The organism is Arthrobacter sp. BGA-UO-ETr-C19 (assembly GCF_059568005.1).
This window is the reverse complement of record NZ_JCAQPC010000024.1, coordinates 380,268-395,328: the sequence shown is the minus strand read 5'-3', so window position 1 is coordinate 395,328 and position 15,061 is coordinate 380,268. Positions and strand designations below refer to the sequence as shown.

Annotated in this window: 17 protein-coding genes; 8 read left to right on the top strand and 9 right to left on the bottom strand. The window is 64.1% G+C overall.

Annotated features, from left to right (window positions below):
* Positions 1 to 497 precede the first annotated feature (497 nt).
* Positions 498 to 1,193: a maleylpyruvate isomerase family mycothiol-dependent enzyme gene (locus AC57BR_RS20775; protein ID WP_496364036.1), complete on the top strand. Its 696-nt coding sequence runs from the start codon at positions 498 to 500 to the stop codon at positions 1,191 to 1,193.
* Between the two features lie 37 nt (positions 1,194 to 1,230).
* On the opposite strand, the gene AC57BR_RS20770 is transcribed toward AC57BR_RS20775, so the two are convergent.
* From AC57BR_RS20770 to AC57BR_RS20745, 6 genes are all read right to left on the bottom strand, one after another.
* Positions 1,231 to 1,992: an ABC transporter permease gene (locus tag AC57BR_RS20770; RefSeq protein ID WP_496364034.1), complete on the bottom strand. Its 762-nt coding sequence runs from the start codon at positions 1,990 to 1,992 to the stop codon at positions 1,231 to 1,233.
* The gene (locus AC57BR_RS20765; RefSeq protein WP_496364032.1) at positions 1,989 to 2,822 is read right to left on the bottom strand and encodes an ABC transporter ATP-binding protein; all 834 of its coding nucleotides are present in this window, start codon (positions 2,820 to 2,822) and stop codon (positions 1,989 to 1,991) included. Before AC57BR_RS20765 ends, AC57BR_RS20770 begins: the two co-directional genes overlap by 4 nt.
* Positions 2,819 to 3,190, bottom strand: coding sequence for a DUF1048 domain-containing protein (locus AC57BR_RS20760; protein WP_496364030.1), 372 nt, complete (start codon positions 3,188 to 3,190; stop codon positions 2,819 to 2,821). Before AC57BR_RS20760 ends, AC57BR_RS20765 begins: the two co-directional genes overlap by 4 nt.
* 2 nt (positions 3,191 to 3,192) lie before the next feature.
* Positions 3,193 to 3,522: a PadR family transcriptional regulator gene (locus AC57BR_RS20755; protein ID WP_496364028.1), complete on the bottom strand. Its 330-nt coding sequence runs from the start codon at positions 3,520 to 3,522 to the stop codon at positions 3,193 to 3,195.
* Between the two features lie 453 nt (positions 3,523 to 3,975).
* Positions 3,976 to 4,302, bottom strand: a complete 327-nt coding sequence (locus AC57BR_RS20750; RefSeq protein WP_496365196.1) for a YciI family protein — start codon at positions 4,300 to 4,302, stop codon at positions 3,976 to 3,978.
* 379 nt (positions 4,303 to 4,681) lie between these two features.
* Positions 4,682 to 5,110 carry a hypothetical protein gene (locus tag AC57BR_RS20745; protein WP_496364026.1) on the bottom strand — a complete coding sequence of 143 codons (429 nt, stop codon included), beginning with the start codon at positions 5,108 to 5,110 and terminating at the stop codon, positions 4,682 to 4,684.
* Between the two features lie 176 nt (positions 5,111 to 5,286).
* Here AC57BR_RS20745 and AC57BR_RS20740 point away from each other — a divergent pair, with 176 nt between their 5' ends.
* The 4 genes from AC57BR_RS20740 to AC57BR_RS20725 all read left to right on the top strand — a co-directional run bounded on the left by AC57BR_RS20740 (position 5,287) and on the right by AC57BR_RS20725 (position 10,106).
* Positions 5,287 to 5,838 (top strand): dihydrofolate reductase family protein, encoded by a 552-nt coding sequence (locus AC57BR_RS20740; protein WP_496364024.1) that lies wholly within the window; start codon positions 5,287 to 5,289, stop codon positions 5,836 to 5,838.
* Between the two features lie 577 nt (positions 5,839 to 6,415).
* Positions 6,416 to 7,747, top strand: a complete 1,332-nt coding sequence (locus AC57BR_RS20735) for an MFS transporter (RefSeq protein ID WP_496364022.1) — start codon at positions 6,416 to 6,418, stop codon at positions 7,745 to 7,747.
* Between the two features lie 33 nt (positions 7,748 to 7,780).
* Positions 7,781 to 9,037: an aminopeptidase P family protein gene (locus AC57BR_RS20730; RefSeq protein WP_496364020.1), complete on the top strand. Its 1,257-nt coding sequence runs from the start codon at positions 7,781 to 7,783 to the stop codon at positions 9,035 to 9,037.
* Between the two features lie 214 nt (positions 9,038 to 9,251).
* The gene (locus AC57BR_RS20725; protein ID WP_496364018.1) at positions 9,252 to 10,106 is read left to right on the top strand and encodes an IclR family transcriptional regulator; all 855 of its coding nucleotides are present in this window, start codon (positions 9,252 to 9,254) and stop codon (positions 10,104 to 10,106) included.
* 7 nt (positions 10,107 to 10,113) lie between these two features.
* Here AC57BR_RS20725 and AC57BR_RS20720 read toward each other — a convergent pair whose 3' ends face one another.
* Complete coding sequence (locus tag AC57BR_RS20720; RefSeq protein WP_496364016.1) at positions 10,114 to 10,416, bottom strand: helix-turn-helix domain-containing protein; 303 nt, start codon at positions 10,414 to 10,416, stop codon at positions 10,114 to 10,116.
* 66 nt (positions 10,417 to 10,482) lie between these two features.
* On the opposite strand from AC57BR_RS20720, the gene map reads away from it, so the two are divergent.
* Positions 10,483 to 11,259 (top strand): type I methionyl aminopeptidase, encoded by a 777-nt coding sequence (map, locus tag AC57BR_RS20715; RefSeq protein ID WP_496364014.1) that lies wholly within the window; start codon positions 10,483 to 10,485, stop codon positions 11,257 to 11,259.
* A 9-nt stretch (positions 11,260 to 11,268) separates the two neighbouring features.
* Here map and AC57BR_RS20710 read toward each other — a convergent pair whose 3' ends face one another.
* Positions 11,269 to 12,798 (bottom strand): M23 family metallopeptidase, encoded by a 1,530-nt coding sequence (locus tag AC57BR_RS20710; protein ID WP_496364012.1) that lies wholly within the window; start codon positions 12,796 to 12,798, stop codon positions 11,269 to 11,271.
* Between the two features lie 528 nt (positions 12,799 to 13,326).
* Between AC57BR_RS20710 and AC57BR_RS20705 the strand changes: the two genes are divergently transcribed.
* Together AC57BR_RS20705 and AC57BR_RS20700 are read left to right on the top strand one after the other, a co-directional pair.
* On the top strand, positions 13,327 to 13,563 hold the full coding sequence (locus tag AC57BR_RS20705; RefSeq protein ID WP_496364010.1) for a hypothetical protein: 237 nt from the start codon (positions 13,327 to 13,329) through the stop codon (positions 13,561 to 13,563).
* Between the two features lie 14 nt (positions 13,564 to 13,577).
* Positions 13,578 to 14,483 (top strand): diacylglycerol/lipid kinase family protein, encoded by a 906-nt coding sequence (locus AC57BR_RS20700; protein WP_496364008.1) that lies wholly within the window; start codon positions 13,578 to 13,580, stop codon positions 14,481 to 14,483.
* Here AC57BR_RS20700 and AC57BR_RS20695 read toward each other — a convergent pair.
* Positions 14,476 to 15,045 (bottom strand): GNAT family N-acetyltransferase, encoded by a 570-nt coding sequence (locus AC57BR_RS20695; RefSeq protein ID WP_496364006.1) that lies wholly within the window; start codon positions 15,043 to 15,045, stop codon positions 14,476 to 14,478. The genes AC57BR_RS20700 and AC57BR_RS20695 overlap by 8 nt on opposite strands.
* Positions 15,046 to 15,061: the final 16 nt, after the last annotated feature.

Genomic DNA, 15,061 nt, shown 5'->3' with positions numbered 1-15,061 from the left:
GTTAATGCTGCTCGTGATCAAGCGTTTTAGCAAAATTGGATTCTCGTTCTCTGCGGATGCACCTTTGGAGGAATCAGGGGCGAACCACGCCTTTCCGGGGTAGCGGCGGACTATTTGATAAAACGCTTGACCTCGGCCTGCGAACCCCGCTATCGTCCTGCGTAACCGGTGGGTCCACGCCGCTTGTCATTGTGAGTCCCGACATCTCGATCACCGGTCTCTCACGAGCTGGAGTGCCACCGGAAAGAGCCCTGTTGAACCGCCGTCGGCCCTCCGAACTGACCAAAGGTGAGGAGCCGCCCAAACCCCAACCCTTCCTCACGTCCTGCCGCTTCCACCCCAACCCTTCCTCACGTCCTGCCGCTTCCACCCCAACCCTTCCTCACGTCCTGCCGCTTCCACCCCAACCCTTCCTCACATCCTGCCGCCCAAACCCCAACCCTTCCTCAGGGCGGACACCGGAAGCCCTGCGGTGGCGGTCTGGATATGCTCGACAGATGTTGCCCGAACGCTACCTCGCCGAACTCGCACAAACCCTGAGTTCCTTCGAAACGCTCGCGCGCCAACCAAAGAGTGTGCTCGAAAGGTCAGTTCCGGCCTGTCCGGGATGGACTCTCGATGCGCTGTTCGGGCACATCGGTTCAATAGAACGGTGGGCTGCCGCTATTGTTCGTGCCGGCGAGTACGTCGAGGAAACGGCCCCACCTGCTGACGGGGCCGCAGCCTGGTTCCTTGAGGGTGCGCCCGACTTCCTGGCCACGATGACCTCCCTGGACCCCGCGGCGCCGTGCTGGAACTTCGGCCCTCCCCCGCGCACGGCCGGTTTCTGGCTGCGCCGACAGGCACACGAACACGCCATTCACCTCATCGACGCCCATCAGGGGGCCGGTCTGGCGGACCCGGAGTTCGCCGAGGACTTCATGCTCGACGGCGTCGACGAGGTCCTGGCAATGTTCGCCCCGCGCCAGCTCCGGCTGCACCGGATGACCGACCCGGGAAGGGCCGTGACATTCCAAGTACCCGGCAGCACCGCATGGACTGTCGGCACTGGGGACACCGCGGCATCAATCACCGCAACACCAAGAGAAATGTACCTGGGCCTCTGGGGCCGCTCCAGCCTGTCAGGCACGGCCTTCATCGAGGGCGACGTCGAGCTTGCCCTGCGTGTCATCCGCGGTCCGCTCACGCCATGAACGGCACGCGGCCCTGACGGCCGGAAGAGAAGCGCCCCTAGGAGATCTTGCGCCGGTAGGCCACCATGGCAAAGACGTACGCGAGAACGAGGATCCCGAGGCACCAGGCCAGGGCGATCCAAATGTCGACGCCGACCGGCCGTTGCGCAAACAGGTCCTGGATGGTGTTGACGATCGAGGTGACCGGCTGGTTCTCGGCGAACGCCCGCACGGGACCCGGCATGGTGGCCGTGGGGACGAAAGCCGAACTGATGAACGGCAGGAAGATCAGCGGGTAGGAGAAACCGCCGGCGCCGTCCACGGACTTCGCTGACAGGCCGGCGATGACCGCGATCCAGGTGAGTGCCAGAGTGAACAGCGCGAGGATTCCGACGACGGCGAGCCACTCCAGCGGGCCTGCCGAGGTGCGGAAGCCCATGAGGAGGGCGACCAGGACGATGATCACCAGCGAGAGCGCGTTGGCAACCATCGACGTCAGAACATGGGCCCACAGCACAGAGGATCGTGCGATCGGCATGGACTGGAACCGCTCGAAAATGCCGCTCTTCATGTCGGTGAACAGCCGGACGGCGGTGTATGCGATGCCGGACGCGATCGCGATCAGCATGATGCCGGGGAGCAGGTAATTGATGTAGTTGTTGGCGGCTGTCTTAATAGCGCCCCCGAACACGTAGACGAACAGCAGCATGAGTGCGATGGGCGTGATCGCCGTCGTGATGATCGTGTCCACGCTGCGGATGATGTGGCGCAGGGAGCGGCCCAGCAGGACGGCCGTGTCGCCGAAGAAATGCTTGCTCATGGCAGGTCCTTAATTGATTCGACGTGGGCTGCGACACCTGACCCGACTTTGTCATCCTTCCCCACCAGTGCGAGGAAGATGTCCTCCAGGGTTGGCTGCTTCTCGACGTACTCGATTTCCGCCGGCGGGAGCAGCCGTTTCAGCTCGGCGAGGGTGCCGTTCGCGATGATCCGCCCCTCGTGAAGAATGGCGATTCGGTCTGCCAGTTGCTCGGCCTCGTCGAGATACTGCGTGGTGAGCAGAACGGTGATCCCCTGCCTGGCGAGCTCCTTGACCACCTGCCACACCTCGATGCGCGCCTCGGGGTCGAGCCCCGTCGTCGGCTCATCGAGGAAGATCACCTTCGGCTGCCCGATCAGGCTCATGGCGATGTCAAGACGACGGCGCATGCCTCCCGAATAGGTGGACACCTTGCGCGATCCTGCTTCGGCGAGGTTGAAGCGGACGAGGAGATCGTCCGCCACCGCGCCGGGGTCTTTCAGGTGCCGCAACCTGGCTACCAGCACCAGGTTCTCCCGGCCCGAGAGGATCTCGTCGACAGCTGCGAACTGTCCGGTCAGACTGATGGATTCCCGAACTCGGACGGGTTGAGTCGCAACGTCGAATGCGTTCACGGTGGCTGTCCCGGCGTCGGGCCTTAACAGTGTGGACAGAATCCTCACCATGGTGGTCTTTCCTGCTCCGTTCGAGCCGAGGAGGGCGAAAATGCTGCCCGGCGCCACGTCGAAGTCCACGCCGCGCAAGACATGCAGTTCCTTGTAGGACTTCTCCAGGCCCTGCACACGGATCGCGGGTTCGCGATCCGGAGGAGCTGAGGCGTTGGCGCTCATGGGACTTCCTCCTCTTTCGTAATGCTCCCGATCGTCTCTGTGAGCCGTTTCCGCTCCTTGTTGATCCACTGCCCCTCCGAGTAGTTCTGCAGGAACGTCTCCGCGAACTCGATTGGGTCCTCCCCGACGACTTCCCGGATCGGGGTTCCGCTCGCCGCGCTCTGCTCGAAGAGATCCGCCAGATCCTCCAGCATCTTCACCAGGGTCTCCCCTTTCGTGATCGCCCCGAAGTAGGTCAGGTACCGCTCCAACGCATCGATGGCTGTGCGGTAGTTCGCGGGAAGCTGCTTGGTGCGTGCTTTGTACTGCCGGTACTGCTTCTTTTGTTCGAGCGAGCCGGTTACCTGCTCGATCCATCCCATGGCCATGTCTAATTCCCTCCATCTCGAAGCTGTTCGAGCCGTTGGGCCAGAAAGCTCCACGTTCTCCAGAACTCCTCCAGGTACTCATCGCCCTGGGCGTTGAGCGTGTACACCTTGCGCGGGGGCCCTTTCTCCGACGGACGCTTCTCGACGTCGACAAGACCCTTTTGCTCGATCCTCACCAGCAGCGCGTATACGGTTCCCTCGGCGATGTCAGAGAAGCCCTTCGCTCTGAGGAGCGTCGTGATCTCGTATCCATACGCCGGTTTCCCCGTGAGGAGGGCAAGAACGATGCCCTCCAGCGTCCCCTTGAGCATCTCCGTCATTTGCTTGCCCACCGGACACCTCCTCCAGCTACTTAGTAGTACTAGCTACCGGTACATAGTAACGCTAAGTAGAGGAAGCGCAAGGGGTCCAGTGAGGAACGTCGGAAGGACGACGACGTAAGCTGAGGAAGCGTTTGTGGCGAAGCGACAAGACGTGAGGAAGCGTTTGGGTCTTACGGGGCAGGACCTGACGGGCCTCGCCTCTTCCAACGCTTCCTCAGCTTTCGCCGCTGCAGGCCCAACGCTTCCTCAGCTTTCGCCGCTGCACGCCCGACGCTTCCTCAGCTTTCGTCGCTTCAGGCGAAACGCTTCCTCAGCTTTCGCCGCTTCACGCCAAATGCTTCCTCACGTTTCATCGTCGTTTCCGACGCTTCCTCACATTTTGGCCGCCTCGATGGCTGCACGGACGTCCGTCAGTTCCGGCAGGGGCTCTCGACCGCACATCCGCCGATAATCAGCCGAGGACTACACGCCGAGCGGCCACACCGGCCTGATTTCGATCTTGCCGAATTTAGCCATAGGGTGCTTGGCCGCCACCTCGACTGCCTCGTCCAGATCGGCACACTTGATGATGTCGTAGCCCGCGATCCACCCCTTCGTCTCCGCAAACGGTCCGCCCGAGACCACGACTTCGCCCCCGCGGACCGTCACAGTGGTCGCATCCTCAACGGGACGCAGCCTGTCCCCATGCTGGGCCACGCCGCGGGCTTCCATCTCGGCAACCCATTCCTCAATGTTGTCCTCGGCGGCCACATATTTCGGCGCTGAGGGATCGGTGCAGATGAAAAGCATGTATTCCACGATGACTCCTTCTTAGCTGTTGATGCCCCTACGACAACCCGCAAGGCACCAAAAGGACACTCGGAGAAAAATCCTCCAGCGGACTGCCGGCGCCTCCGATCGGATACCCGCAAGATACCCCACCCAGGGTCGGCACCCGGCGTGCGGCCAATGGAAAGTTCGACGGCGGTGCTCGCCAGAATATTGTCCGTCCAGGGAACAGACGACCAAAAGCTGAGGAAGCGTCTGTGGTGAAGCGACAAGACGTGAGGAAGCGTCTGTGGTGAAGCTACAAGACGTGAGGGAGCGTTGCACGCTGCAATCAGAGGGCTCGAAAAGGTGCACGACACCGTGCTTGTCGCACGAGATAGCGGCATTTATCCAAGGGCCGCTATGGTTTGACGGTGGCTCTCACCACCGAGAAGAGCCTGGCGTAGTTCGGGCAAATGCTCAATTTCTCGTCAGCAGGAACACGCGCGCCGTCCAGGGCCACTTTGGCCCCTTCGGTCAGGGACGAACCGTCAGGCAGGGCCAGTGATTCGCCGCTGAAGGCAGTGCCTTCGGGGAAGACCAGTGTTGTTGTTTCCCCGTTGCCGGTGCGCACCACGATGCATCCGGCCCCGTCTGCCGCCAGCCTGCCGATGAGCTGACCGCCTTCCTCGGGAGCAGACGAGACCCCTGCGTGCACCACTGCCTTCTTACCCCCGGCACTTTGCACCACGGCTGTCGGCATTTCCTGCTGGACCGAAGGCGTGGTCGACGCGGGCGCGGAGTCCCCCTGCGGCGCCGAACATGCCCCAAGAGCAAGTGCGATGCTCACGGCAAGGCCAAAGGCACCCCGGTGAGTCATCCCTATCCCCTAATATTTCGACGTCGATTCCTGGCCCCAGCATAAGGTCCAGACGTCCAGGAACTGCCGGATTCCGCGCGCCAAACCTTCCCACGGAAGCCGCGGCGGCATACGGTAATGCCTGACGACCCGATTCGGAGGACCCGATGCGCAAAGTGACCGCCGGACTGTTCCACTCCGTCGACGGAGTGGTGCAGGACCCGTTCAAGTTCCAGTTCGACAGCTTCGACGAGGACCTGGGCAAGGGACTGACCAAGATGATCAACACCGTGGACACTGTCGTTCTGGGACGGGTCAGCTATCAGGAGTGGGCCGGTTACTGGCCGAACGCCTCGCAGGACGAGGACTTCGCCGCCTTCATCAACCCGGTGGAAAAGTTCGTCGCATCGCGCAGTCTGTCGGAGCCTCTCGAATGGGAAAACTCGCACCTGATCGAGGGATCGCTCGAAACGTTTGTCGCCGATCTTAAAAAGCGCGACGGCGGCGAGATCGCCGTTTGCGGCAGCATTTCAGTTACGCGGCAACTACTGTTCGGCGGCCTCCTCGATGAACTGACCCTCATGACGCATCCCGTGGTGGCCGGCAGCGGCCGGCGGCTCTTCGAAGACGGCGACCCTCTGACCAGGCTGGAACTGAAGGACCGGTACAGAACCAGCAAGGGCAACGTCGTCAGCACCTACGCCCTGCGCACCGACTGACGCCTCCTCACCTCCTGCCGCCCCCACCCAAACGCTTCCTCACCTCCCGCCGCCCCCACCCAAACGCTTCCTTAGGTCGTACCGGCGGCCGGCTCGCCCACGCCTGCACCCAATGAACGGGCAACGTGAGGACGCGTCCGGAAAAACCCGACCAAACCTGAGGACGCGTCCGGAAAAACCCGACCAAACCTGAGGACGCGTCCGGAAAAACCCGACCAAACCTGAGGACGCCTCCGGAAAAACCCGACCAAACCTGAGGACGCGTCCGGAAAAACCCGACCAAACCTGAGGACGCGTCCGGAAAAACCCGACCAAACCTGAGGACGCGTCCGGGAAAAGGCGACGAAAAGTGAGGGAGCGTTTCATCTTGGTGTGCCCGCATCGTGCGTGTCGGCACAACCTTGTTGCAGCCTCGGCAACTGCGGAGATTCCCGGTGGAGGGCGCCATTTTGCGCTCACCCGAAGCGTGGAACCCTAAGCAACCCCAAAATACCCATTGACGGGTGAGCCACATCACGCCTAATCTGGTGCAACAGCGTTGCAACAGAAGCAACCCCAAGAATTCATTGGTGGACACATGGAACACCCCCCAACTCAAACTTCCGAAGCGGCTGGCCCTGAACTCAAAGTCGAGCAGGTCAGCAAAAACACCCGGCGGCGCGTCATCACCGCGAGCTTCATCGGCAACTTCGTCGAATGGTTCGACTACGCCGTCTACGGCTACCTCGCCGGCATTATCTCCACGGTCTTCTTCCCCGAGGCCGACCGCCAGACAGCACTCCTGGCAACCTTCGGCGTCTTCGCCATCTCCTTCTTCGTCCGTCCCTTGGGCGGCTTCTTCTGGGGCCACATCGGCGACCGGCTCGGACGGCGGAAGGCACTGTCGCTTTCCATCGTCATCATGTCCGTGGCCACGTTCTGCATCGCCCTGATCCCCGGCTACGGCACCATCGGCATCATGGCGCCGGTCCTGCTCCTGCTGGTCCGCGTCGTCCAGGGGTTCTCTGCCTCCGGCGAGTACGCCGGCGCCTCCGCCTTCCTGGTGGAGTACGCTCCCGCACATCGCCGCGGACTCTATGCCGCCGTCGTACCCGCAAGCACCGCGGCGGGACTGTTGCTGGGCAGCCTCCTGGCAGCACTGCTGACGTCGGTCCTCAGCGAAAGCCAGCTGCACGACTGGGGATGGCGCCTGCCGTTCCTGCTGGCCGCCCCCATGGGCCTGATCGGCCGGTACATCCGCACCAAGCTTGAGGACACCCCCGCGTTCCGGGCCCTCTCGCAGGAAGAGCACGGCAAGGCCCCCGCGAGGGACATGTTCCGGAACAACAGGCGGCAGCTCGTCATCGCCACCGGCGCGGTGCTCCTGAACGCGGTCGGCTTCTACGTCATCCTCAGCTACATGCCCACCTACCTCGCCGAGGAACTGGGCTTCGGGGCCGGCGAATCGTTCCTGGCCACCACCATCGCGCTGGCCAGCTACATCGGCTTCATCTTCCTCACCGGCATCGCCTCGGACAGGTTCGGCCGCAAGAGGATGCTGATTACCGCATCCGTGCTGTTCATAGTGCTGACGGTGCCGGCGTTCATGCTCCTGGATACCGGCAACTTCCTGGTGATCGTCCTGGTCCAGATCCTCCTGGGCGGCATGCTCACCCTCAACGACGGCACGCTGCCCAGCTTCCTGGCCGAACTCTTCCCCACGACGACCCGGTACAGCGGCTTCGCCGTCAGCTTCAACCTCTCCAACGCCCTGTTCGGCGGCACCGCCCCGTTCATGGCCACCCTCCTCATCGGCCTCACGCACAACAAGCTGGCCCCCGGCTGGTACCTCGTGGCCGCCTCACTGGTTTCCCTCATCGCAGTCCTGTTCGCCGTGGAGACTTCCAAGAAGCCCCTGCAGCAGCACTGACAAACACCCACCCAAGAAAGAAAAGGAACAAGCATGACCATCACCGAGAACGAAGCTGTCAACGACGTCGCCAAGCTCGAGCGCCTCAAGGTCCTCAACAACGGCGAGAAAGTCTCCCTGACCTTCTCCGACGCCGAGTTCGAGCGCCGCCTCGCCGGCCTCCGCAGCATCATGGCCGAGAAGGACCTGGACGCCGTCGTCCTGACCAGCTACCACTCGATCAAGTACTACTCCGACTTCCTGTTCACCTACTTCGGCCGCTCCTACGCCATGGTGGTCACCAAGGAGGACACGGTGACCGTCACCGCAAATATCGACGCCGGGATGCCTTGGCGCCGCAGCTACGGCGACAACCTGGTGTACACGGACTGGCGACGTGACAACTACATTTTTGGCATCCAGGAGGTGCTGCGCACCCGCGGCATCAACGCCCGCCGGCTCGGCGTCGAGGACGACTCCCTGCCGCTGGACAACCGGAACAAGATCCAGGCCGCGTTCCCGTCCGCCACCCTGGTGGACGTGGCCCAGGCCGCGATGCGCCAGCGCATGATCAAGTCCGCCGAGGAAATCGAGGTCATCAAGCACGGTGCCCGGATCGGCGACCTCGGCGGCGAGGCCATCCGCAACGCCATCACGGCCGGCATCACCGAGTATGAGGTGGCGCTCATCGGCACCGAGGCGATGGTGCACGAGATCGCCCGCACCTTCCCCAACTCGGAGATCCGCGACACCTGGGTGTGGTTCCAGTCCGGCATCAACACCGACGGCGCGCACAACTGGGCCACCACGCGGAAGATCCAGGAGCACGACATCCTGTCCCTGAACTGCTTCCCGATGACGTCCGGCTACTACACGGCCCTGGAGCGGACGCTGTTCTTCGGTGAACCGGATGCCCGTTCCCTGGAGCTGTGGAACATCAACGTCGAGGTCCACAAGCGCGGCCTGGAACTCATCAAGCCCGGCGCCGTCTGCAAGGACATCGCCGCCGAGCTCAACGAGATCTACGTGTCCCACGGCCTGCTCGCCAACCGCACCTTCGGCTACGGCCACTCCTTCGGCGTCCTCAGCCACTACTACGGCCGCGAAGCCGGGCTCGAGCTCCGCGAGGACATCGACACCGTGCTCGAACCGGGCATGGTGGTCTCCATGGAGCCGATGATCACGGTCCTCGACGGCCAGCCCGGTGCCGGCGGCTACCGCGAGCACGACATCCTGGTGGTCGGCGACGACGGCGCCGAGAACATCACCAAGTTCCCGTTCGGCCCTGAATACAACATCATCGGCGCCTGACACCCCCGGTTAGCCAACAGCCCGGTTAGCCAACAACCCAGTCAGCTGACAACAGGGCATGCCCTCCCCCGCCTTCCGTGGCCACCAAGGCTTTTGTTTTAGCAGCCTTGGGTTAAGTACGACGACGGCGGACGGCTGGGAGGGCATGCCGCCCCCGCTTCCGCTAGGCAACAAAAGACCGGAAGCACGACAGCGAAGAAATATAGTGAACACCATGACTCCCCCGGCAACACCCGCGAACCCGGCCCCTGATGCAGGCAACGGCGCAGGCAAAGACGCAAGCAACGGCGACGCCCGCGGCGCCTCCGTGATCGTCAATGCCATCGCCGTGCTCCGCAGCTTCACCGCGGACGAGCCCATGCTGGGCGTCACCGAGATCGCCAGCCGGGTGGGCCTGCACAAGAGCACGGTGTCGCGGATCCTCGCCACGTTCGAGCAGGAACACCTGGTGGAGCGCGACCCGGACACACGCCGATTCCGGCTTGGGCTGGGCCTCATCGCGGTGGCCGGTCCCCTGCTGGCCGAACTCGAGGAACGGCGCGTGGCCTATCCGGTGCTGCGCGAACTCACTGAACGCACCGGCGAAACCAGCGCCCTGATGGTGTGGAACGGAACCGAATCGATGTGCGTGGAGCAGATCGCCAGCCGCCAGCAGGTCAAGCACACCACCCCGCTGGGCGCACGCTACAACGATGCCCTCAGCGCCTCGGTCCAGATCTTCCTCGCCGGGGAACAGGCCGAACGGGTCAGCGCCCTGCTCCGCAGCGGCACCATTACCCTGCCCGGCCTCGACGACCACTCCGTCGAGGAGTACCTGCAGCGGCTCGGGGAAGTCTCCAAGCGCGGCTGGGCCATCAACTATGGAGAGACGTCCATCGAGGAAGTGGGCATCGCCGCCCCCGTCTACGACCACCGCGGAGACATCGTGGCCGCCGTCCTCATCCCCGCACCCAGGTTCCGGGTCTCCCCCGATACCCTGCAGAGCCTCGGCGAGGCCTGCGCCAGCGCGGCCCGTCAGGTCACGCAGCGCCTTGGCGGCGTGGCACCCCGGGAGCGCCGCAGCGCATAGGCGCCTCTTACGAAGCCAGCCTCTCTCCTGTGCTTCGCCCAGCGCCGGTTGGCTCAACACCGCGTTCGGGCTGGGTGATCTCGGCCCACACCGCGTCGAGGGAGAGTCCGAGGACATCGGCGATGGCCGCGATGGTCGGGAAAGCAGGGGTCGCCACGCGGCCCGACTCGATCTTCCGAAGGGTCTCCGGCGAGACACGGGCATCGAGCGCGGTCTCGAGCATCGAGCGACCTCCCCTGGCGCGGCGCAACAGGGCCCCAAGACGCTGTCCGCGCTCGACTTCTTCGGATGTGAGGGGCAACCTGACCATGGATCCAATTCTAATACCGGGATAATATGGCCGGTATAGTTATTGGAGTCTGAAAAAGGACGACGCATGATCGAGATCCTGAACCCCGCCGAACTGGCCCGAGCTAAAGTGTCAGGTGCCCTCGTCGCGGACATCCTGCACACGCTGAAGAGCCGCAGCGCCGTGGGCACGAACCTGTTGGAGATCGACCGGTGGGCCCAAGCAATGATCCTGGACGCCGGAGCCGATTCCTGCTACGTCGACTACGCGCCGTCGTTCGGGCGGGGGCCCTTTGGGCATTACATCTGCACAGGTGTCAACGACGCCGTGCTCCACGGGCTGCCACGCGATTACTCGCTTGCCGACGGCGATCTGCTGACTCTGGACCTCGCCGTCTCCAAGGACGGGGTCGCTGCAGACGCCGCCATCAGCTTCATCGTGGGCGATTCAAAGCCCGCGGAAAGCGTCGCAATGATCGACGCGACCGAGCGGGCGTTGAGCGCAGGGATAGCCGCTGCCGGGCCCGGTGCGCGCATCGGTGATATTTCCCATGCCATCGGCTCGGTCCTCACCGACGCGGGGTACCCGGTCAACACCGAGTTCGGCGGTCATGGCATCGGATCAACCATGCACCAGGACCCGCACGTTCCCAACACCGGACGGCCCGGCCGCGGATACAAACTGCGCCCTGGGCTGATGCTCGCACTCGAGCCGTGGGTCATGGCGGACACAGCCCGGCTCGTCACTGATGCCGACGGGTGGACGCTCCGAAGTGCCACAGGCTGCCGGACGGCCCACAGCGAACACACGATCGCCATCACAGACGACGGAGCCGAAATCCTCACCCTGCCGACGGGCAACTAGGAACCCTCGCTACGGAGCTGCCGTCTCAGTAGCAGCCGTCGCAGCTGCTGCAGTTGCCTTCGATTTCTTTGCTGACTCGGCTTCTTTTGCCTGCTTGCGAGTGAGCTGCTGAGCCGGAGCCTCGACAGGAGCCGGTGCGGAGGTAGCGGCAGCACTGGCTGAAGGAGTCGGAGCCGACGATGGCGTGGCCACAGGTGCGGGGGTTGCGGTGGGAGCCGGTGCTGCAGCCGGAGCCGCCGTTGCCGGCTTGGGTGCGGTCACCTTCGGTGCCGCTGAGATGCCGGGCGAAGGAGCCGGCGTCGGCGTAGCTGCCGGAGCTGGCGTGACAGTCGGTGCCGGAGCCGGCGTCGGAGCGGGCGTTGTCGGCTTGGGCGTGCGTGCCGGTGTTGGAGCGGGCTCCGGCCTGGCCGGCCTAGGCGTGACCGGAGCCGGAGTTGCCGGCTTAGGCGTGACCGGGGCCGGCGTTGCCGGCTTGGGCGCGATCTTCGGGGCAGGAGCCGGAGTGGCCGGCTTAGTGGCGGGCGCCCGGTGAGCCGGCTTGGGCGCGATCTTCGGGGCAGGAGCCGGAGTGGCCGGCTTAGTGGCGGGCGCCCGGTGAGCCGGCTTGGGCGCGGTCGCCTTCGGCGCGGCCACTTTAGGCGCCGCCGCCTTCGTCCCCGGAACCGCAGCCCGCCTGCCCCTAGACTTGGCTGCGGAAGCAGACGCCTTGGCAGTCGAAGCGGACTTCACTGAGGCAGCGCTATGAGCAGACGCGTCGTTCACCGCACTCCGCTGGGCGCTTGCCCCGACCGGAACAGCCCAATTCGGCGTTTCCGTCGCGGTGCCGGTCTTCCGGTAGTCGGTCATCTTGACGTTGGCAACAGGTCCCGAGTGGCGGAGCCGCAGGAGCGTCCAATTGTCGGGGTCCGTGTGTTTGCCGTTCAAAATGGTTTCGAAGTGCAGGTGGCATCCGGTTGATGAGCCCGTGGTCCCCACCTTGGCGATGAGTTGCCCCACCTGAACCGACTGTCCCTTCTTCACACCGATGCCTTCAAGGTGGTTATAGCTGGTGATAAGGCCGTTGCCGTGGTCGATTTCCACACGGTTGCCGCCACCCCACGGGTGCCATCCCACTGCCCGCACCACACCGGCATCCGCTGCAAATACGTTGGTTCCGCAGGCGGCCGCAAAGTCCTGCCCCCAGTGGAACTCCCCTGCTGCGCCGGAGATGGGGCTTGTCCGCAGCCCGAAGTGCGAGGTGGGAACCAGGACCTCCAGCGGCGCCATCAGGCTCCCGGCCGCGGGGCGACGCACCTTGGTGGAAACCACATCGAGTTTTTCGTTCGCTGGCTTTGCTTCGGTGAAGACCACCGTGCGGCTGTAGGATACGAACGCGTCCGCGGAGGCCGCGACGGCACCGGCACTCGAAACGCCGGTACCTGAAGCGCTGGCATTTGAACCCCTAAGGCTTGCAACGCCGGCGCTGGAAACGGAGCCCTGAGCAGCCTCGGCCACGGCAGCAGATACGAGGGGCACGTTGACGGCGATATCGCCAGCCACCTCGGCAGGCGCCTGCCCGGACGAGACAACTGGAGCAGCGCCCTGGAATCCAAAAGCGTAGACAGCAAGGAAAGCCGCGCCCGCGCCTACCCGGACGGCACGGCTCAGAACATTGTGATTAACGCCGGGACGCAAGTTCTGATGCGTGCGCCGGACAACAGCAGGTGCAAGATGCTTTGGCAATTGGATCTCCCCCATGAAGGCGCCAGATGCTGGTGGATGCGTTGGCTCCCTACTATGGGAGCACGCCGTGCAGGCCACGGAAACCGCTACGGACCCATATGTGGATAAGCTCGGAAAATCTTGACGGGGACCTCGACTGAACTGCGGAAATCCTCGCGTGATGTTGAGGAACACTGTGCCTCCCCCGGCCGCCGCACAGCGCACCCACGGCAGGTACGTGGCGGACATCTTCACGTGAAGGGGGCGGCCCGCTTCCGGCTCCCGCAGGCCCGGCACCGCGGATGTAGGGTTGTGCTGACGAACAGTTACCGCACATCCAACACGAGGAAGCCGCGAGGTGTGAGTGTGAACGAGTACGAGGCCTCACTGGTCATCAAGTCCGGAGCGGAACTGCTGTCTGCGGTGTCTTCCGACCCCCGCTCGGAGGAGGGCTATGCGGCGGTCAAGGCCAATATCTCGGAGGCACTGGACCGCATAGCGGAAGCGCTTGCGAACTTTGAGGCCAGTTCGGGAGCCCCCAGCCGTTCAACGGGGTGGGTCCAGGACCTTCGCCGCGTGGCGGACGACTTGGTGGAAAAATAAGGGCTGAAAGGCCGATGACAGCGAGTGGCCCCGACCGAGCACCTGCAGCCCGCTTTGACCGGGCCGTCCTGGTCTTCAACCCCGGCAAGCCCGGCATGACGGCCAGGATCAACGAGCTGCAACGGGATCTGTCCGCCGGAGTACCCCAGCTGCCGGTTGATTTGCTGCCTACCGACTTTGCCGGACACGCACGGGACCTTGCACGGTCCGTGGCGGCGACAGGAAGACCGCTCATTGTTTCGGTCAGCGGGGACGGCGGGTACAACGAGGTTGTCAACGGGGTGATGGACGTCCCCGGCAGCAGGGCGGTCTGCACCGTGCTCGCGGCGGGGAACGCCAACGACCACCACCGGAGCATGCCCGCACGGCCGTTGCCGGAGGCTGTCCGCCAAGGCAGGGTCCGGCATATCGACCTGTTGCGGATTACGTTCGGGGAGGAGCAGCCGGCGCAGGTCCACTACGCCCACTCCTACATAGGCTTTGGGCTCACCCCGCTGATGGCCATCGGCATCGAAAGCGGCGGAAAGGGCAAATTCCTCGAACTCCTGTCCGTCGCCCGCACGCTCTCCGACTTGAGGCCGTTCGAGCTCGTCCGGGCCGACGGCGCCACCGCCCGCTTCGACAGCCTGATCCTGGCCAACATTTCCAGGATGGCCAAGTATGGGACGGTCAGCGAGTCGGTCGGCCCCGACGACGGCCGCTTCGAGGTTGTGACGCTCCCCCACTCCGGGCGCTGGAAGATGGCCCTGATGACTCTTCGGGCCGTGACCCTGGGACTCGGGAATCAGCCAAGCGTCAGCAGCTATGCCTTCACCACGCGGGATGCTGTTCCCTGCCAGATCGACGGGGAGGTCAGGCACCTTCCGGCCGCAACCCACGTTCTGGTGGAAAGCGCTAAGGGCGCCCTGGCCGTCATCTGATGCCGTAATCCAGCTCCCATTCGCTCCGAGAGATCGCGTACTCGACGTCGCCGTGTTCATCGCCCGGGATGGATACGGGCCAGTCAGCGACGAAGGAACGGACGAGGCGCATCCCGGATTTCTCCATCACCCGCCGCGACGCTGTATTGACTGCCATGGTGGAGGCAACCACCCGTTGCACGCCGAACTCGGTAAACCCCTTGGCGATCAGCGCGCGGGACCCCTCGGTGGCATAGCCCTTCCCCCAGGCCCCGTAGCGCAACCTGTAGCCCAGCTCCGGCTGGTCGGGTGGATCGCCGGGCGCGGGCCGGTAGTGGAACCAGCCGAGGAAATCCCCTGTTGATTTCTCGATCGCGGCCCAGAATCCATACCCGGGAAATTTCCGGTAGTAGCCCAGGAACGCTGGAAGGTAATCGCTTTCAATCTCACCCCGGGGCGTTGGGGCGCCACCCGTGATGTACCGCATCACGCGCGGATCGCCGTCGAGCTCCACGAGCAGGTCTGCGTCGTTGGCAGTAAACTGCCGCAGCACCAGCCGCTCGGTCTCCAGGAATATGGGCATGCGGCATTCTTGCACC